Source organism: Pseudomonas sp. NBRC 111139, from assembly GCF_001753955.1.
GTDB lineage: Bacteria > Pseudomonadota > Gammaproteobacteria > Pseudomonadales > Pseudomonadaceae > Aquipseudomonas > Aquipseudomonas alloputida.
This window is the reverse complement of record NZ_BCBP01000073.1, coordinates 14,738-33,675: the sequence shown is the minus strand read 5'-3', so window position 1 is coordinate 33,675 and position 18,938 is coordinate 14,738. Positions and strand designations below refer to the sequence as shown.

Annotated in this window: 12 protein-coding genes and 1 pseudogene; 4 read left to right on the top strand and 9 right to left on the bottom strand. The window is 57.7% G+C overall.

What is annotated here, in order from left to right; genetic code table 11:
- Positions 1-40 precede the first annotated feature (40 nt).
- The 3 genes from BJQ17_RS24960 to BJQ17_RS24950 form a co-directional block, all read right to left on the bottom strand.
- Positions 41-3,202, bottom strand: a complete 3,162-nt coding sequence (locus BJQ17_RS24960; protein ID WP_059183354.1) for a CusA/CzcA family heavy metal efflux RND transporter — start codon at positions 3,200-3,202, stop codon at positions 41-43.
- 24 nt (positions 3,203-3,226) lie between these two features.
- On the bottom strand, positions 3,227-4,477 hold the full coding sequence (locus BJQ17_RS24955; protein ID WP_059183355.1) for an efflux RND transporter periplasmic adaptor subunit: 1,251 nt from the start codon (positions 4,475-4,477) through the stop codon (positions 3,227-3,229).
- A gap of 68 nt (positions 4,478-4,545) precedes the next feature.
- Positions 4,546-5,817, bottom strand: a complete 1,272-nt coding sequence (locus BJQ17_RS24950; RefSeq protein WP_139139817.1) for a TolC family protein — start codon at positions 5,815-5,817, stop codon at positions 4,546-4,548.
- Positions 5,818-6,221: 404 nt separating this feature from the next.
- On the opposite strand from BJQ17_RS24950, the gene BJQ17_RS24945 reads away from it, so the two are divergent.
- The 3 genes and pseudogenes from BJQ17_RS24945 to BJQ17_RS32280 form a co-directional block, all read left to right on the top strand.
- Positions 6,222-7,565 carry an OprD family porin gene (locus tag BJQ17_RS24945; RefSeq protein ID WP_059183356.1) on the top strand — a complete coding sequence of 448 codons (1,344 nt, stop codon included), beginning with the start codon at positions 6,222-6,224 and terminating at the stop codon, positions 7,563-7,565.
- A 489-nt stretch (positions 7,566-8,054) separates the two neighbouring features.
- Positions 8,055-8,729 carry a heavy metal response regulator transcription factor gene (locus BJQ17_RS24940; RefSeq protein ID WP_003253420.1) on the top strand — a complete coding sequence of 225 codons (675 nt, stop codon included), beginning with the start codon at positions 8,055-8,057 and terminating at the stop codon, positions 8,727-8,729.
- Positions 8,730-9,094: 365 nt separating this feature from the next.
- Positions 9,095-9,373: pseudogene (locus BJQ17_RS32280) on the top strand (pyridine nucleotide-disulfide oxidoreductase); the annotation flags it as partial.
- A gap of 158 nt (positions 9,374-9,531) precedes the next feature.
- Here the strand turns inward: BJQ17_RS32280 and BJQ17_RS24935 are convergent.
- The 6 genes from BJQ17_RS24935 to BJQ17_RS24910 form a co-directional block, all read right to left on the bottom strand.
- Positions 9,532-9,873: a copper-binding protein gene (locus BJQ17_RS24935; protein WP_059183357.1), complete on the bottom strand. Its 342-nt coding sequence runs from the start codon at positions 9,871-9,873 to the stop codon at positions 9,532-9,534.
- Positions 9,870-13,028, bottom strand: a complete 3,159-nt coding sequence (locus BJQ17_RS24930) for an efflux RND transporter permease subunit (RefSeq protein WP_059183358.1) — start codon at positions 13,026-13,028, stop codon at positions 9,870-9,872. The genes BJQ17_RS24935 and BJQ17_RS24930 overlap by 4 nt, the downstream gene beginning before the upstream one ends.
- Positions 13,025-14,491, bottom strand: a complete 1,467-nt coding sequence (locus BJQ17_RS24925; RefSeq protein WP_059183359.1) for an efflux RND transporter periplasmic adaptor subunit — start codon at positions 14,489-14,491, stop codon at positions 13,025-13,027. Before BJQ17_RS24925 ends, BJQ17_RS24930 begins: the two co-directional genes overlap by 4 nt.
- Positions 14,488-15,744: a TolC family protein gene (locus BJQ17_RS24920; protein ID WP_059183360.1), complete on the bottom strand. Its 1,257-nt coding sequence runs from the start codon at positions 15,742-15,744 to the stop codon at positions 14,488-14,490. Before BJQ17_RS24920 ends, BJQ17_RS24925 begins: the two co-directional genes overlap by 4 nt.
- A 476-nt stretch (positions 15,745-16,220) precedes the next feature.
- Complete coding sequence (locus BJQ17_RS24915) at positions 16,221-17,627, bottom strand: heavy metal sensor histidine kinase (protein ID WP_059184120.1); 1,407 nt, start codon at positions 17,625-17,627, stop codon at positions 16,221-16,223.
- Positions 17,627-18,304: a heavy metal response regulator transcription factor gene (locus BJQ17_RS24910; protein WP_059183361.1), complete on the bottom strand. Its 678-nt coding sequence runs from the start codon at positions 18,302-18,304 to the stop codon at positions 17,627-17,629. Before BJQ17_RS24910 ends, BJQ17_RS24915 begins: the two co-directional genes overlap by 1 nt.
- Positions 18,305-18,498: 194 nt before the next feature.
- Here BJQ17_RS24910 and BJQ17_RS24905 point away from each other — a divergent pair, with 194 nt between their 5' ends.
- The gene (locus tag BJQ17_RS24905; RefSeq protein WP_059183362.1) at positions 18,499-18,858 is read left to right on the top strand and encodes a co-regulatory protein PtrA N-terminal domain-containing protein; all 360 of its coding nucleotides are present in this window, start codon (positions 18,499-18,501) and stop codon (positions 18,856-18,858) included.
- The last annotated feature ends 80 nt before the right edge of the window (positions 18,859-18,938 follow it).

The following is an 18,938-nucleotide window of genomic DNA, read 5'->3' as shown; positions in this document are numbered from 1 at the left end:
CCCACAACACGTGTTGTGGGCTTCTCTCTAGCGGAGGCTGTTAGCTAACCACTTCGGCCTCCTCGCCGTCTTCATCCTTACGGTGTGCCCAGTGATACAGGGCAGGCAGTACGAGCAAGGTCAGTGCGGTGGAGGACAGGATCCCACCAATCACCACTGTCGCCAATGGCCGCTGAACTTCTGCACCGGTACCGGTGGCCAAAGCCATCGGGATGAAGCCCAGGGACGCTACCAAAGCTGTCATCAGAACAGGTCGCAAACGGGTCAATGCGCCTTCATCGACTGCCTGCCTGAGCGTCCGCCCCTCCTCTCTTAGCCCGCGGATGAAGGCAATCATCACCAGGCCGTTCAGTACTGCAACGCCGGACAGTGCGATGAAGCCGACACCTGCCGAGATCGACAGAGGGATGTCCCGCAGCCACAGCGCCACAACACCACCAGTGAGTGCGAATGGAATACCAGTGAAGACCAGCATGCCGTCCTTCAGGTTGTTGAACATCAGGAACAACAAGGTCATGACCAACAGCAAGGCGACTGGAACAACGATCTGCAGACGCTTGGCTGCCGACTGCAGCTGCTCGAACTGGCCACCCCAAGTGGTCCAGTAGCCGGCGGGAATTTGCACCTTAGTATCCAGCGAGGCTGCTGCTTCCTCAACGAAGGATCCCAGGTCGCGGCCTCGAACGTTTGCACTAACGATCACTAGACGTTTGCCGTTCTCGCGGCTGATCTGGTTCGGTCCCAGTTGCAGGTCTAGATTCGCAACCTGCGACAGCGGGATGAAGCCGATCTGATTGGCGCCCTGGGCCGCATTGGCAGGTACCGGGATCAGCAGGCTAGACATACCCGCCACGTCGGTGCGAACGGTCTCAGGCAGGCGTACCACCATGTCGAAGCGCCGATCGCCTTCATACAGCGTACCGGCCTGACGGCCACCCACCGCGATAGCGATCGAGTTCTGAACATCCGCGATATTTAGGCCGTAGCGCGCAGCTTTTTCACGGTCAATATTGATGGTTAGGACCGGCAGACCGGATGTCTGTTCAACTTTCACTTCCGACGAGCCCGGGACCGCTCTGAGCACTGCTGCGATCTTGTTGGCAGTATTGTTGAGCACGTCCATATCATCGCCGAAGACCTTCACAGCGACGTCACTACGCACACCCGAAATCAGTTCGTTGAAACGCAGCTGGATTGGTTGGGACAACTCATAGTTACTCCCTGGAATACCTTCAGCGGCTTTCTGCACTTCAGCGATTAGCTCATCACGTGACTTCTTGGGGTCCGGCCACTGGTCCTGCGGCTTGAGCATGATGTAGGCGTCGGAAGCGTTAGGCGGCATTGGGTCAGAAGCGATTTCTGCAGTACCCGACCGAGCGAACATCCGCTCTACCTCGGGAACCTGCGCCATCACCGCTTTCTCCAAGCGCTGTTGCATCTCTACGGACTGAGTGAGGCTCGTTCCAGGCACACGCATCGCCTGCATCGCGAAATCGCCCTCACTGAGGCTTGGGATGAACTCGCTACCCATCCGACTTGCCAGTACACCGCTGAGCACGACCAAGGCTACTGCGGCCGAGAAAGCGATGTTCCGATGTCCCAGCACCCATTGCAGAACTGGCTCATAGCGCTGTCGAGCTGTGCGCATGACCACGCCTTCCTCTTCCTTTACCTTGCCAGTGACGAACATGGCAATAGCTGCAGGAACAAAGGTAACGGACAGGATCATTGCTCCCAGCAGCGCCATCACGACGGTAAAGGCCATCGGGTGGAACATTTTACCTTCGACGCCGGTGAGGGCGAAGATCGGCAGGTACACCACCATAATGATTAGCTGACCGAAGATCAGCGGCCGGCGAGCTTCTCGCGCCGCAGCAAAGACCTCATGGAAGCGTTCGGTTTTGGTGAGCATGCGGCCATGCTTATGCTGCGCATGAGCCAGTCGTCGGATCGCGTTTTCTACGATCACCACAGCACCGTCGACGATGATGCCGAAGTCGAGTGCCCCCAAACTCATTAGGTTGGCACTGACCTTGTTGTTGAACATGCCTGTGAAGGTGAACAGCATGGACAGCGGGATCACCATCGCGGTGATCAGTGCAGCACGGATGTTGCCGAGGAACAGGAACAGAATGGCAATTACCAGAATCGCACCTTCCACCAGGTTCTTCTTCACCGTAGCGATGGCTTTTTCAACCAGATTGGTGCGGTCGTAAACGGTCACGGCCACCACGCCCTTTGGCAGGGTGCGGTTGATGTCCGCCAGTTTGGCGGCGACAGCTTGAGATACGGTACGGCTGTTTTCACCAATCAGCATGAACACAGTACCGAGCACGACTTCGCGGCCGTTCTCAGTAGCAGCACCTGTTCGGAGCTCTTTGCCGATGCTGACGTCAGCAACGCTGCTGATGCGAATCGGTGCACCATCCACGCTGGTGATCACGATGTTGGCGATGTCTTCGATGCTGCTTACCTGACCTGGCGCACGGATGAGCAACTGCTCACCATTACGCTCGATGTAGCCGGCGCCGACGTTGGCGTTGTTACTTTCCAACGCTGCGACCAGGTCATTGAGGGTCAGCTTGTAGGTAGCCAGGCGCTTTGGATCCGGCGCAACCAGGAACTGCTTGGCGTAGCCGCCGATGGTGTTGATCTCCGCTACACCCGGCACATTGCGCAGCTGAGGCTTGATGATCCAGTCCTGGATCACGCGCAGGTCGGTCGGGGTGTACGGTGTACCGTCCTCTTTGACCGCGCCATCTTCGGCTTCAACGGTCCACAGGAAGATCTCGCCGAGGCCGGTAGATACCGGACCCATGACGGCTTCTACACCGTCTGGCAGCTGTTCCTTCGCAACCTGCAGCCGCTCGTTGATTAACTGGCGGGCAAAGAAGATGTCAGTGCCATCCTTGAAGATCACGGTGACCTGAGACAGGCCAGAGCGAGACAGGGAACGGGTCTGCTGAAGGCCCGGGAGGCCGGCCATGGCCGTTTCAACAGGAAACGTGATCCGTTGTTCGGTTTCCAAAGGCGAATAACCAGGCGCTGCAGTGTTAATCTGCACCTGAACGTTGGTGATATCGGGTACCGCATCGATGGGCAGCTTTTGATAGCTGTAGATACCGATACCCGCCATGATCAGAACAGCGATCATTACTACGATGCGCTGCTCGATGGCGAATCTGATGATACGTTCAAACATGAGAAATCATCCTGTCAGTTCGCATCAGTGACCGTGTTCGGCAGAAGCTTTGCCGAGCTCAGACTTGAGTGTGAAGCTGCCACTGGTTGCTACCTGGGCGCCGGCTTCAATACCGTCGATGATTTCCACGTACCCATTGTCGCGACGACCCAGTTTTACCGGGCGGGTGTCAAAACCTTCTGGGGTTCGTACGAATACCGAGGGTTTGTCTTCAACGGTCTGCACTGCGTGCTCAGGGACCGCTACGGCAACTCGATCAGTCTGGGAAGTGACCGCAATGTTCACGAACAGGCCTGGACGCCAGGCACCGTTGGGGTTGGTCAAGGTGACGCGGACAGTAGCTGCACGGTTTTGCTCGCCCAGCAGGCTGCCGACATAACCCACCTTCCCTTCGACCTCGACGTTCATATCAGGCGAAGAGACTTTCACCGCACGACCAGTCGTGACCTTGCCCAGATCTGTAGGTGGGACGGCGAAGGTTGCCCAGACCTGGTTCAGGTCGGAAAGGATGAAGGCGTTGGTCGCCTCGCTAACGACTTCGCCAACGGTCAGGTGTTTCTCCACTACCACGGCGTCGAAGGGAGCTCGGAGTTCGTAACGATTACCGCCAACGGAGTTAACCGAGGCACCGATCGCGCCGACCTTCTGCTTGGCGTTGGCCAAGGAGATCTCCGCTTCTTGCAGCGCTTGGCGTGCTTGGAGGTAGTCTTGCTCAGCAGAGATCTTGTCCTGCCACAGCTGTTTCTCACGCTCAAAGGTCACACGCGCCAGTTCGACGCGACGCTGTGCGGCCTGTTGTTCACTGCGCAGGTCAGAGATCTGCTGGCTGGCGATTACAGCGAGGACCTGACCCTTTTTGACCGTCTCACCCAGGTCCGCCTGCACCGCTTCAACAACGCCAGGGACACGAGGAACGACGTGGGCAGTGCGGTCTTCGTCGAAGCGGATCTCGCCCGGGAAGCTCACGACAGTACCGAGATCACGAGGCGCTGCAGCTTCCAGGGCAACACCGGCTGCCTTGATCTGTTCAGCGCTGAGCGTCAGCTTGCCCTCTTCTTCACCACCCTCTTCGCTGTGGCCCTCTTCTCCATGACCCTCATCACCCTCCTCTATGGCGGCAGATGCGGCTTTCTTTTCGTCGCCATGACCGTCGTTAGCACCGTGCTCGGCGGTACTAGCGGCCTGCTGCTCGGAACTGTTGTTCCAGGCAAGGCTGCCAAATCCGAGGGCTGCCACAGCGGCTACCGCGAGGGCGATCTTGCGTTTATTATCCATTGCTACTCCTGCTGATCGTTGGCACCGGCTTGTTCAAGGCTGGGTGCCGAAGAAAATGTTTGGCCCGTTCAGCGAGCGCCGGCAGTTGAGCCGACTTCGCCATAAACCCTTTCCACCTGCGCACGCGCATTGGTCGCCGCTGCCAACGATTCGAGGTATTGGCCACGAGCGACGATCAAGGTGCGCTGGGCATCCAGCACTTCGATGAAGCCGAATTTGCCCATCTCGAAGCCGCGGGTTGCGGTCTCTACGGCTTGTTGGGCTGACGGCAGAATGGTCTTGTCGTAGGACTCGACCTCCTGCATTGCGGTGGACCACTGGTTCAACGCGGTTTGGGTTTCGGTGCGCAGGCGCAGCTCCACAGCATTGCGCTGGTCTCGGGCCTGATCGGCACGTCGAGAAGCGGAAAGAATGTTGCCTTGGTTACGATCAAACAGCGGCAGAGGCATAGACAGGCCCACAGTGTTGACCCGCTCGCGCACAGAGCGGTCGTACTGGCTGCCTACGCTGACAGTAAGATTCGGGATACGCTGAGCTTTCTCTGAACCGAGCGAGGCATCGCTCTTGTCGATCTGCACCACGGCCTGGCGCATTTCTGCGGTCTGATCGAGCTTTGCCAGCAGCTCTTCAGTCTGCGGTGGCAACCCCGGGGAGAGGGTTGGCGATTCGAGTCGATCAAAGACCGTGACCGAGCTCCCGGTAATTTGCGCGAGCTGCTGGTAAGCGGTCGTCTTTTCCGTTTCGGCACGTCGAACTTGAAGCTTGGCTTCGGCCAGTTGCACCTGGGCGCGGGTGGCCTCTACTGGGGACGATTTACCTGCGCGAACACGGCCATCGACGATGCGGAGGCCGCGCTCAGTCAGTTCGAGAGATTGTTTGGCCAGGTCAAGGCCTGTCTGGGCCCGCAACGCGGCGTAGAAGGCCTGTACGACGTCTGCACGCAGACCGTTCACGCGACGGTCCAACTCCAGCTGTGCGGCGGTCTGCCCGTAAGTGGCGACGTCGACACGAGCTCCTCGCTTACCCCCCAGCTCCAGGGTCTGGCTAAGCGACACGGTCGTCGTGCTGGTGTTACGACGGGTGTCTTCTACGTCGTACGAAATAGTGGGGTTGGGGATAAGCCCGGCCTGCTTGCGAGCACCATCAGCGATTCCAATCTCTTGCCTGGCCGCGGCCAGGTCAGGGTTGGCATCCATGGCCGTCGAAAGCGCCTGGGGCAAGCTGATGCTTTGAGCAAGTGCTTCTGGGGCCATCAACCCGGCCATGACCGCGCAAAGGGCGGCGATCTTCCAAGGAGTGACGGAGGTCTTAGATAAGACATTGCGGTTATACCGGGGCACTTTGATGGTCCTCGTGCACAAACTTCGATAAAGCTTGGCGAGAACGCCGAAACAGCTGCCAAGCCCCACTTGATTAGGTGATGGCACTCTAATGAGCGGTAGCTATCAGAGGGGTGGCTAGAAAATTACAATTTCGTAAGAAATCTCTGTAATGCCCGTAAATACTGGGAAAACCAACCCGGCACTATGATTTCGTTACAAGCAACGGAGATGGCAAACACGCGGTGTAGAAGCGCCAAATAGCTGGCAGATGACGAAATTGTAATTATCCTATCACCCTCCCGTTATCTTCGGCCTGCAAATATGAGCTCGCGCTACGCTAGGCGCACCGCCGGGTCAGAACAATTAACGACACCCGCGCAGGTAAACATAATAAAAACTGCCGTGAATCAAAGGAGCATCGGATGAAAATCAAAGTACCACTGTACCTGGCGGCAGTTTCTGCGCTGTCTGGAAGCTATGCTATTTCGGCACAAGCTGAAGACAAGCCCGAAGGCTTCATTGAAGGCAGCAGCCTTACAGTGCTGAACCGTAACTTCTACTTCAACCGTGATAACCGCGACAGCACCGCCCCCACTTACAACAGTGGCAAGGGCAATACCAACGGCTACTCCGAAGCCTGGGCGCACGCGATCATCAGCAAATTCAACTCTGGGTTTACCCAGGGTACCGTTGGCTTCGGCGTTGATGCCTTCGCCATGATCGGCCTTAAGCTCGACACCGGTGATGGTCGCAACGGCGGCCGTAGCTCCTTCGACGTGCTACCTGTTGATAACAAGGGCGAAGCTCGCGACGAATACACCAAGGTAGGCGGCGCAGCCAAGGTCCGCTTGTTCGATACCATCGTGAAAGTGGGTGATGTGTTCCCATCGACACCGGTGGTTGCATCCGGCGACTCTCGCCTGCTGCCTGAAAGCTTCCGCGGTGTGACCGTTGAGAACACCAGCATCCAGGGCCTCACCCTTCAGGGTGGTCGACTGCACGCCATGAGCCAGCCAGTCTCCAGTGACCTGAACGACAACTTCGTGACCTTCTACGGCGGCCCGGTCAACTCGCCATGGATCGGTTACGGTGGTGGTGACTACTCGGTCAACGACAACTGGACTGTGAGCGTCTATGCCAGCCAGCTGAAAGACGTCTGGAATCAGTACTACGCCGGCACCAGCGTGGTTTACCCGCTGAGCGACGATCTGGCGCTGATCGGTGGCTTCAACTACTACAAAGCCGTAGATGAAGGTAAGAAGCGCCTGGGTGAATTTGACAACAACATCTGGAGTGCCAAGGTCGGCGTGCGTTACGGTGCCCACACCCTGGCCCTGTCGCACCAGCGCAACAACGGAGACGACGATTTCGACTACCTACGTCAGTCGGACTCGATTTTCGTCGACAACTCCATCCAGTACAGCGACTTCAACTCGCCGAAAGAGCGTTCCTGGATGCTGCGCTATGACCTGAACTTCACCAGCTACGGCATTCCAGGCCTGACGTTCATGACCCGCTACGCCAGAGGCTCGGGCGCGGATTACTCGAACGCTAACCAGTTCTACATGCGCACTGACGACAACGGCAACCCGCTCGACAATCAGAAGCGTTGGGAACGTGACGTCGAAGTCAAATACGTTGTCCAAACCGGTCCGGCAAAAGATCTGTCCTTCCGGTTGCGCCAGGCAACAACGCGTGCCACTGCATTCGAATCTGATCTGGATGAAACTCGTGTAATCATCGAGTACCCGCTTTCGATTCTGTAATTCGCTAGCCGGACCAGTTATTCATTAGCTGGTCCTATTAGCACAACGAGCATTACGAATTCACCTTGAGAGGCTTAAGTGCTCCTTTGGTAAAAGGTGAATATTTGGCGCCCATTGGGCGCCTTTTTTTTGCCTAGAATTCAAGTAAGCGTTCGATTGTACGCATCGCATGTCGGTGAAGTTCATGACTACACCAATGACCAGTCTCCTCGATGTGAGCGACCTCGCCGTCATCTGAGCGGAACGAAGCCAGCACAAAGAAGAAAATAACCCAATACTTCATAAGGTCAAATCACCTGCTGGAGAGAGGGCCCGCAACTGTCAAACCCAAACCGCGACAAGATATACCGCTAGACTATCAACTGTATTACCTAGAAATTACAAATCCGTCATTTGAGCCCCGACGCGCTCATTTTGATTTACCATCCCTTTCAATAATGCCGGCGCACGTGCGCGGTTAATTGCTCAGTGATATCGAGACAAAATCCCATGCGAATTCTGGTAATTGAGGATGAAGTAAAAACTGCGGAGTATGTGCGTCAAGGTCTGACGGAATGTGGCTATGTCGTAGATTGCGTCCACACCGGGTCAGATGGATTATTCTTGGCCAAGCAGCACGAATACGAGCTGATTATTCTCGATATAAACCTTCCAGAGATGGACGGTTGGCAGGTTCTTGAGTTGTTGCGGCGTAAAAATTGCCCTTCCCGCATCATGATGCTGACGGCGAGAAGCCGGCTGGCGGATAAGGTCCGGGGGCTGGAGAACGGCGCAGACGACTACCTGATCAAGCCATTTGAGTTCCCTGAGCTTCTGGCCCGGGTTCGCGCCTTGATGCGCAGGTCAGATCACCCCGCATCCGTAGAAGTCATTCGCGTCGCTGACCTAGAGCTTGATCAGAGCCGACACAGGGCATTCAGGGACGGTCAGCGCATAGACCTGACCACGAAAGAATTCGCGTTACTGCATTACCTGATGCGTAATACCGGTGTGGTGCTGAGCCGTACGCAAATTATCTCGCAGGTTTGGGATATGAATTTCGACTGCGACACAAACGTTGTAGAGGTGTCGATTCGAAGACTCAGAGCCAAGATAGATGACCCTTTCGAGACCAAGCTGATACATACGCTTCGGGGCGTAGGGTATGTGCTCGAAAAGCGATAATTGCCAAGATCTCTCGTACCGAAAATCAGTTATATACTCCCGTCGCTTGCGAGCTTGAGCTTTCTGTCTACGATCCGCGGCGCTGATTCCTCACCCAACAAATGAGGTAGGCTGTACATGAGGTATAGCATTTATTATCAGCAGGTTTCGCAAGGTCAATCGCATGCCAGGATTGATGCCTGTCCAACTGAAATTATCTTCAACAGCGACCATGGCTTAGCACTTATTCCGTGCGTCGGTGATGTTATCAATCTCCCCTCTACGGCGGTCAAAGGAGGGGTATGCGGCGTCGTTAGATCAAGGATTTTCAATTATCTACGAGGCCCAGAAGATCTGTACTGCCACGTCAATATTCTTGTTGAAGAGGCGGGCATTGGGCGGACGGATCATCGACCCCAGTCGATGCGGTGATCTGGTGTACCGGATTCAAGCCGGCGCTGGGGCACTTGGTGCGTCTTGGTGTAGTCACTGAAGGCGGTCGCGTCGAAGTTACAGGTACACGTGCGGTGAATGAGCCTGGCCTTTGGCTGGTGGGTTATGGCGAGTGGACAGGTTCTGCCTCGGCGACCTTGATTGGAGTGACCCGTACAGCCCGTAGCACCGCTGCTGAGATTGAGCAGTTTTTGGTGAAGGTGGAGACCTGAGTTCCCCTATTTCCAATGTGAATATCCGGAAATCCGGAGGCGCCTTGTTTGGATAGGCGGTCATGTACGGCCCAACTCCCGAGCATTGCTCGGGAGTTGCCTAAGGCGATCAGTCCTGTAGGGGTACCTTTCGCTGATAGCCCATGGGCGTAAGCGATCTACTCTTTTTGGATATCAACAATCGTCGCCGCGCTGCCCTCCATCCGGAAATCAAACGCTACTTTGTCTCCCACCTTCAATTGTTCGAGCTGCTGCGCAGAAGCTTTGAAGCCCATGGTCATGGCTGGCCATTTCAATGCCGGCACCGGTCCATGTGCCAGGGTCACTTTACCGCCCAAGGCGTCAATAGCCTTTACCGTACCTTCAGCGTGAGCAGCAGGTGCTGATGGGGCTTCCTTCATATCCATTCCGTCCATGTTCATTCCGACCATGGAGTCTTGGGCTTGCGCGCCTGATGCGAAGGCAACGAACAGTGCAACATTGAGGTAGAGCTTTTTCATTGGATGTCTCCTGGTTTGGAATCATGGGTTACTGCAAGTTCGCGGCGCCGTATTAGCCAATACGCTGCGGGAATCACAAAGAGAGAGAGCAACGGCGCCGTCAGCATGCCGCCTACCATCGGTACGGCGATGCGACTCATCACTTCGCTGCCTGTCCCGCTGCTCCAGAGAATGGGTAACAAGCCTGCAACGATAACTGCCACTGTCATCGCCTTCGGCCGGATGCGCTGCACCGCGCCCTCGCGAATGGCTTCCAGAAGTGCAACTTGCGTGCGCTCGCTATTGGCTTGCCGTTCAGACCAAGCGTTGTTCAGGTAGATCAGCATGATCACTCCGAATTCCGCCGCGACCCCGGCCAGGGCAATGAAGCCAACACCGGTGGCCACCGACAGATTGAAACCCATCAGGTACAGCAACCACACGCCACCGGTGAGGGCGAAAGGCAGGGTGCCCATAATCAGCAGCGCTTCGCCGAGGCGGCCAAAGGTCAGGTAGAGCAGGACGAAGATGATTGCTAGGGTCGCCGGCACCACCCAGGCCAACCGTGCGTTGGCGCGCTCCAGATACTCGAACTGCCCTGAATAGCTCAGACTCACTCCTGGATCGAGCTTCACATCGCTATCAACTGCCTGACGCAAGTCAGCGACCACAGACGACAGGTCACGGCCCCGCACGTCGATGTACACCCAGCCAGAGGGTCGGGCGTTTTCGCTCTTAAGCATCGGCGGGCCTTCAGCGATTCGCACATTTGCCACGGTACCGAGGGTGATCTGGCCCCCTTGTTCGGTGTAGATCGGTAGCTGACGCAGGGCGTCGACTGAGTCGCGCCATTCGCGGGGATAGCGCACGCTGATCGGGTAACGCGCCAACCCTTCGACCGTCTCACCGATGGTTTCGCCACCAATGGCGCCGGCGACAATGGCCTGCACGTCGGCGATGTTCAAACCGTAACGGGCAGCAGCCTGGCGGTCGATGTCGAGATCGACGTATCTCCCTCCGGTCAAACGCTCGGCAAGGGCTGAAGTCACGCCAGGTACAGACTTCGCTACCCGTTCGATAGCCAAGGTCGTGCGGTCGATCTGCGCCAGGTCGCTGCCGGCCACCTTTACGCCAATCGGGCTCTTGATACCGGTGGCGAGCATGTCGATTCGGTTGCGGATTGGCGGAATCCAGATGTTGGTCAGGCCCGGTACGCGTACGGTCCGGTCGAGTTCCTCGACCAGTTTTTCGCTGGTCATTCCTGGCCGCCACTGATCCTTGGGCTTGAGCCGCACGATGGTCTCGAACATCTCCAACGGTGCCGGGTCGGTGGCTGACTCCGCGCGACCGGCCTTGCCGAACACACTGGCGACTTCTGGCAACGTGCGGATCAGTCTATCGGTGCGCTGCAGCAGCTCCGAGGCCTTTTGCGCCGACAGGCCTGGCAGGGCCGAGGGCATGTACAGCAGGTCACCTTCGTCCAGCGGCGGCAGGAATTCTCCACCCAGGTGGCTCAATGGCCACAGGCTGCTGAGCAAGATCGCCAGCGCGCCCAACAGCGTCAACCACGGCCTACGCAGTACGACCTCAAGCGCCGGCCGGTACACGCGAATCAGCCCACGGTTGAGTGGATTACGCTGCTCGGCAGGCAATGGCCCACGGATCCAGTAGCCCATTAGCACCGGCACCAATGTCACGGCTAGCCCCGCCGCGGCCGCCATGGCGTAGGTCTTGGTGAACGCCAGGGGTGCGAACAGCCGTCCCTCCTGGGCCTGCAAGGTGAACACCGGCACGAACGACAGGGTGATGATCATCAGGCTGAAGAACAGCGCCGGCCCGACCTCCACGGCGGCATCTGTCATGACCCGCCAGTGCTCGGCTCCTCTCAGCACCTGCCCCGGATGACGGGCATGCCAGGCCTCGACCCGTTTGTGCGCGTTTTCGATCATCACCACAGCGGCATCGACCATTGCGCCAATGGCGATGGCAATTCCGCCCAGAGACATGATGTTGGCGTTGATGCCCTGGTGCCGCATGATGATCAGCGCGATCAGCACCCCCACCGGCAATAACACGATCGCAACCAGCGACGAGCGCAGGTGCCACAGGAAGGCCGCACACACCAGTGCGACCACGATGAACTCCTCGATCAACTTGTGACTGAGGTTGTCTACGGCGCGGTCGATCAATTGGCTGCGGTCATAGGTAGTCACCAGCTCGACGCCGGCGGGCAGGCTTTTCTTCAGTGTTTCGAGCTTTTCCTTCACACGGGTGATGGCTTCCCGGGCATTCTTGCCGCTGCGCAGGATCACCACGCCGCCCACGGCTTCGCCTTCGCCGTCCAGCTCCCCGATGCCCCGCCGGGCTTCCGGCCCGAGTTGTACTCGGGCGACGTCGCCCAGCGTCACCGGTGCACCGTTGGCAGCCAAGCGCAGGGGGATGGCGCGAAAGTCGTCCAGCGTCTTCAGGTAGCCCGAGGCCCGCACCATGAATTCCGCCTCACCTTGTTCCAGCACGCCACCGCCCGTTTCCTGATTGGCCTTGCCGATGGCGTTTGCGACCTCGCCCTGGGTGATGCCGAGACTGGCCATACGCAGCGGGTCGAGTACCACCTGGTACTGCTTGACCATGCCGCCAATGCTTGCCACTTCAGCGACATCCGGTACGGTCTTGAGCTCAAAGCGCAGGAACCAATCCTGCAGGCTGCGCAGCTGTGCCAGATCATGCCTGCCACTGCGGTCGACCAAAGCGTACTGGTAGATCCAGCCAACGCCTGTGGCGTCCGGCCCAAGTGCTGGTTTGGCTGAGGCAGGCAGGCGCGACTGAACCTGGCTCAGGTACTCCAACACGCGTGAGCGTGCCCAGTACACGTCGGTGCCATCTTCAAACAGCACGTAGACGAAGCTGTCGCCGAAGGCAGAAAAGCCACGTACGGTCTTGGCGCCCGGTACCGAGAGCATCGTGGTGGTCAGCGGATAGGTGACCTGGTTTTCGACGATCTGGGGTGCTTGCCCTGGGTAGGAGGTACGGATGATCACTTGGGCGTCCGACAGATCGGGCAAGGCATCGATCGGCAGGCTGCGCAGCGAAAATATCCCCCAGGCCACCAGGAACAAAGTGGTGAGCAGAACCAGTATGCGATTGCTCACTGACCAACGAATCAGTTTTTCGATCATGGCTGGCCCTCCAGCGCATTGATCTGCTCGATGACCATGCCGTCGTCGCGCTCCCGAACACCAAAGCGGATACGTTCACCCACCTTGAGCCCAGTAATCAGCGTGGGGTCGGCCACATGAAAAGTCATGGTCATCCCAGGCATTCCCAGGGTGACGAAAGGCCCATGGGCGATGGTCAGCTGATTACCTTCAATTTGCACGATTCGACCGTCTGCTTCATGCAGCTCGGGCGGTTGCGAGGCGGCCGGTGAGTCCGAGGCGGTGGTCGCCTCGATGCCTTTGAGGCTGGCTTCGGAGTCGATCAGGAACTGTCCGGATGCCACGACTTTTTGCCCGGCCTGCAGGCCTTTCAAGATGGTAACCTGGCCGCCGTTCTCCTGGCCTAGCAGCACTTCCACTGGGCGGAACCGGCCTTGGTCTTCGGCCACCATCACCAGATCACGTTTGCCGGTGCGGATTACGGCCTCGGCAGGTAGCAGCAGGCTGTCATCGGCGTTTTCGCCTGGGCGCAGCGCAGCCTGCGCGGTCATTCCCGGCCGTAGCCGACCATCTTTGTTGGGCAGCTCAATACGCAGGCGCAAGGTACGGCTTTGCAGGTCTGCATCCGCGAGCAGAGCTGTCAGTTTGCCTAGAACGGTCTCGCCGGGATAAGCCGGCAAGTGGGCCTCTACTGCTTGCCCCTCGTGCAGGCCACTTGCCTGAGCTTCCGGCACAGCGGCTTCGAGCCACACATTCGCAATGCCATTGATACGTGCCAGAGTTGCGCCAGGTGTCACGGTCATTCCTGGACGCAGATCCAGCGCCTGGATGACCCCGGCACTCGGCGCGACCAGTGTCACCTGGTTCTGCACCTTGCCGCTGCGTGCGACCCGGTCGACCAGTTCACCCGGCATACCGGCCAGCAGCAGGCGCTGGCGTGCTGCAGCTAGCAACTGCACATCACCCAAGTGGCGCAGCGCGAGAAACTCTTCCTGCAGACCAGCCCATTCCGGAGCCAGTACATCCGCCAGAGGCGCGCCTTTGGCCACCACATCCCCTGTGGCTCGGCCATAGGTGCGCTCGACGAAGCCTGCGGTGCGTGCCTGGAGTGCACTGAAATCCCGCTCATCGAAGGCCAGTACGCCGCTGACCTGCAGGCTGCGCTGCAGCCGGCCACGGCTCACCGTCGCTAGGCGTACCCCAAGGTTCTGTTGTACGCCTTGGCTGATTTGCACCGTTGGCTGCACGGGATCTGTGCCTTCTTCGGCGTATTTCGCTACCAGTTGCATGTCCATGAACGGCGACTTGCCGGGCGCTGGGAAGTGTTGCTGCGGGTACATCGGGTCGTACCAATACAATGGCTTCTGTTCCGCTGTTGCTGCGGGTGCTTGTGCAGGTTGCCCAGGATGCCCCAGCCAATAGCCTGTCCCGGTGCCAATGGCCAGGGCGAGTGCTGTGATCAAACCGATAGACGTGTTGTTCATGCACGCACCTCTCCATATACGAAGTGCAGGCGAGCGGCGGTCGCCGCTAGCTGCCCTTGCAGGTCGATATCCTGTAACCGTGCCTCGATGCGCTGACGCCGCGCTGTGACTACCTCTTCCAGCGCCGACTTGCCTGCCCGGTAGTCGGCCAAGGCCAGGCTGACGCGTTGTTCGGCCAGCGGCAGCAAGGTTTCGCGGCTGCGCGTCACCGCCCTTTGCAGGCGTTGGTATTCCGCCAGGTCAGCTTCGAGCTGCGCGGTGTGTTCACGCAGTGCCGCTTCCTGTTCGTCCTCCAGTTGCCGCACCTGGGCCTGGCGAGCGGCGATCATCGGGTCCTGCCGCGACCCGCTGAACAGCGGTAACTGGAAACTGACCTGCAGGCTGACCATGTTGCTGAATTCAGGCCCGCGGCGTTGGTAGTCAACCTGCCAGCCCCAATCTGACTTTTTCTCGGCGATGGCCTGCTGCACCTGAGCTTGGGCTTCACGGGTCATGGCCCCGTAGGCGGCCAACTCCGGATGGGCGTGTAGGGTGTGCAGGTAGTCAGGTGCGCGTACCGGCCACTGCGGAAACGTCGGCGCTTGTAATGCGTCGGCATCCTGTCCGATCCAGCGTTTAAGTGCGGCGCGGGCCTGGGTGGCTTGGGTCAGTAGTTGGTCCTTCTGCTCTTCCAGCTGCGCGGCCTCCTGGCCCGGGGCCAGGGCGTCGGCGGAAGCGCCGCCCCCTGCGGCCAGGCGTGCACGTACCGCCGCTGCCAGCAGGCGGTTCTCGTTGAACAGATTGTCGAACTGCTGCAATTTGCGTTGCAGGGTGTACGCGGTAATCCAGGCTTGTGCCGTGGCTGCACGCACTTTCAGACGCTCGAACAGCGCTTCGGCATCCGCCCGCTCGACCGTGGCCTGAGCGGTTTCGACCCGCGCTTTTCGTTTGTCGCGGTTGGGCACCTCCTGAGAAAGGCCGACCACCTGCATGGTCATGAAGTCTCGGTTGGTACTCCATCGATCGCTGCCATCCACGGGCAGGTTCTGCACACCGAGATTCAATCGTGGATCTGGCAATTCACCCGCAGGCACAACTGAGTGACGTGCTGCGGAAGCCTGTTCTTGGCGTGCTTGAAGCGAAGGTGCGTTGCGCTCGGCGAGTTGCAGCGCATCGTCCAGCGTGAGCGAATTCGCCTGCGCGGATAGCACCGGCAGCAGGAGTGTCAGGGCGGCAGCAAGCATCCGCCCTGAATGGGAACATAGGGGAGTCATGAAGATGATTCCTCGAAAAAACCAGCGCATAGGCGCGTGTCATCGTTCAGCCGCCGAGGCAGAACAATGGTGTGAGTTTTACGAAAGAATCAGGCCCGAGGAGGGCGCCAGTGATCGGGGGGAGCCCTGGTTAGAAGGCTTTGACCGTAGGTATCGACGGGACGTGGAGTGGCGAAGGTGAGTGCGGGCTCGACCATGCTGACCTGCAGTGTGCTTGCAGTTCTACATTCCTGACCGACTTTACAGGCTTTGGATGAGTGTTGGTTGGGCTCTCCGTTGTCTTGATCCTGGCAACAATCGTGGTCCATGCCTGCCATCATATCCATGCCCTGAGACTGCATCGGGCATGGTTCTATGGGTGAGTCGATTCCCGCCATCCCATGGAGAGGAAGCGCGCCCACGAGCATCAACATAGTTAGCAGTCGTAGGAATCGAATCATGATGGTCGAGTGTAGGCCAAAGCGGTTAGCGCAACATTAACGACGCGTGCGATTGTTAGCCGTTCGGTGCGCGGCAGGAAAAACGAAATTGAATGCTGTAACCCCTTCGGACGAGGTGCACCAGACTTTTCCATCATGTGCTTTGACGATGGAGCGGGTAATGGCCAGACCAAGCCCTGCATTGCTAGGTCCTCCTTCTCGCCTTGCCGGATCGGCCCGGTAGAAGCGATCAAAAATCTTGTTGATGTGTTGCGTGTCAATGGCGGACCCGCCGTTTTTGATCGTGAGGGTTACCTTGTCTGCTGCTTGCTGAATTTCTACCGAGATCTCGCTCCCGTCCGGCGTGTATCGCACGGCATTCGAGAGAACGTTGGATACAGCTCGATCAATCATGAGCCTGTCTCCGGAGATGATGCCTTTCCCTTGAAGCGTGAGGCGTATGTCGCGATCGTCGGCCAGCAACTGGTAGTACTCGAAGAGTTTGGCAACAAGGTCATGAAGCTGGATGTCCACCTGCTCAGGGATGATGAGGCCGTTGTCTGACTTGGCGAGGAAGAGCATGTCATCGATCATGCGTGACATCCGCTTCAGATCTTCCAGGTTTGAATACAGGTTCTCTTCATACGCGTCGACATCGCGCTTCCGGGACAGCACCACTTCGGTGTGCGTTAACAGGTTACTGACAGGCGTTCGCAACTCATGCGCGATATCGGCTGAGAAATTTGATAGACGAACGAAGGCATCTTCCAGGCGTGCGAGCATCCCGTTGAAGGACAAGATCAGTGTTTGCAGTTCGAGTGGTACAGGCTCCAGCGGGATTCGCTCTTGAAGTGACCTGGCAGATATGGACGTCGCAACCTTCGTAATTTGTTCGACGGGGCGTAGGCCACTTTTCGCGACCAGCCAGCCTATACCAGCACTGACCAACGCACTAATAACCAAACCAATCGCAAACCACCGCTGGAGGGTTTCGAAGAAGTGCGCATGGCTGGTGATATCCAGCATCAGCATGACGGTGCCGAGAGCTGGTTGGCCCTGGATCGCAACGTCAGCGGTGATACCGCGGAAATTATGGTATTCGTCCTGCCATTCCCACACCTCTTCCTTGTCAGCGCGCTTGTAGTGGTCTGGAATTTGTACGGCTTTGAGATCTGAAAATAGTACCTCACCCTGTGAGGTCAGCACCTCTGCCGTCAGATCCTGATGAGCACCCAGCAATGCGCGGAGTTGTGGTCTCAACTCTTCCATTCCCGTTCCAGGTGCCTGGATTGACAGAATGTGTCTCGTTGACTCCAGCTTCTCGGACAGCGCTTGTTCATCGAGCATGCGGAAGTGATGCTGGCTCAGCATGTTGAAGCTGATGCCCGCGACCACAAGAACAGCAATGACCGCGAACATGATCATCAGAGTCAGGCGCTTTACGAGCGAGGACCGGGACAAAATCACTCCGGGGCATCCATCATGTAGCCCATTCCTCGAGCTGTGTGAATGAGCTTAGGAGCAAAGTCATCATCAATCTTTGCCCGTAGCCGTCGTATCGCAACCTCGATCACATTGGTGTCGCTGTCGAAATTCATGTCCCACACCTGGGAAGCAATCAGAGATTTGGGGAGCACTTCACCACGCCGGCGCATCAAAAGTTCCAGAAGTGAAAACTCTTTAGCAGTAAGGTCCATTCGCTTGCCACCTCGAGTAGCTCTTCGTTTGAGGAGGTCTACCTCAAGATCCGCCATTCTCACAGTGGTCTGGGCTGCTGTGCTGGTGCCCCTGCGTAGTAAAGTCCGCACACGAGCGAGCAGTTCTGAGAAAGCAAAGGGTTTGATCAGGTAGTCATCGGCTCCCAGCTCAAGGCCCTTCACTCGATCATCCACCCCATCTCTGGCAGTCAGAAACAATACAGGGACGTCTTTGCCGGCTGCGCGGACCATTCGCAAGACTTCCCATCCTTCTAGCCCCGGCATCATCACGTCGAGTATCAGCAGGTCATAGCTTTCGCTCAGTGCATGTTGAAGGGCATCGGTACCCGTGAGGACCCGGTCAACAGTGAATCCCGCCTCTGCAAGGCCCTGTTGTAAATAAGCACCGGTTTTCGGTTCATCCTCAGCTACGAGTAGTTTCATGTGCTCAGCCTTCAAAAGGTGTACACACCCAGTGTGCAGCAAAAAAGTGAGCAAACCAGAAGCTGACGTAAAAGTAATGTTGGGATCAGCCAGCTGTCAGGGCCTGCCGTCTACGGTCATTGAAGACGGGCATTGCAGTCACGCCTGCCGTTATCGGTAGCAATGGTTTCAAACCACCTGATGGAGATAGTCCCGTGAAATCGATCAGACTTTTGCTTGTGGCTACATCTATGCTGCTGTCGTCGGCCGTTTTTGCTGAAGGTGGGAGCGATCGAGCAATAGAGCGGATGCAGCAGCTTCGCGACAAAGCCGAAGCAGTTCTGGTGAGGGCTGAAAAAGCTGAGCCCGGCCAACGACATGTGCATATGAAAGAGCACATGTCCATGCTTAAGGACCTGATGGGCCAATTGCACCAAGATCACCCCAAAGCGGGTATGTCCAAAGAAGATCACCTGGCGTGGATGGAGAAACACGACAAGATGGTTGATGACGTACTCAGTCAAATGGTTCGTGAACACAAATTGATGATGGCGGACAAGGAGTGTCATCCATAGCCCAGGATTCGTGGCCGTTCCCCCTCTGCTCCTTTGGCCTATCGGCGCCCACACGGCGCCGTTTTTTTTGTGGGCCGCAT

Coding starts and splice junctions, on each gene's coding strand:
- BJQ17_RS24960 (WP_059183354.1), bottom strand. CDS start 3,202: ATGTTTGAACGTATCATCAGATTCGCCATCGAGCAGCGCATCGTAGTA.
- BJQ17_RS24955 (WP_059183355.1), bottom strand. CDS start 4,477: ATGGATAATAAACGCAAGATCGCCCTCGCGGTAGCCGCTGTGGCAGCC.
- BJQ17_RS24945 (WP_059183356.1), top strand. CDS start 6,222: ATGAAAATCAAAGTACCACTGTACCTGGCGGCAGTTTCTGCGCTGTCT.
- BJQ17_RS24940 (WP_003253420.1), top strand. CDS start 8,055: ATGCGAATTCTGGTAATTGAGGATGAAGTAAAAACTGCGGAGTATGTG.
- BJQ17_RS24935 (WP_059183357.1), bottom strand. CDS start 9,873: ATGAAAAAGCTCTACCTCAATGTTGCACTGTTCGTTGCCTTCGCATCA.
- BJQ17_RS24930 (WP_059183358.1), bottom strand. CDS start 13,028: ATGATCGAAAAACTGATTCGTTGGTCAGTGAGCAATCGCATACTGGTT.
- BJQ17_RS24925 (WP_059183359.1), bottom strand. CDS start 14,491: ATGAACAACACGTCTATCGGTTTGATCACAGCACTCGCCCTGGCCATT.
- BJQ17_RS24920 (WP_059183360.1), bottom strand. CDS start 15,744: ATGACTCCCCTATGTTCCCATTCAGGGCGGATGCTTGCTGCCGCCCTG.
- BJQ17_RS24910 (WP_059183361.1), bottom strand. CDS start 18,304: ATGAAACTACTCGTAGCTGAGGATGAACCGAAAACCGGTGCTTATTTA.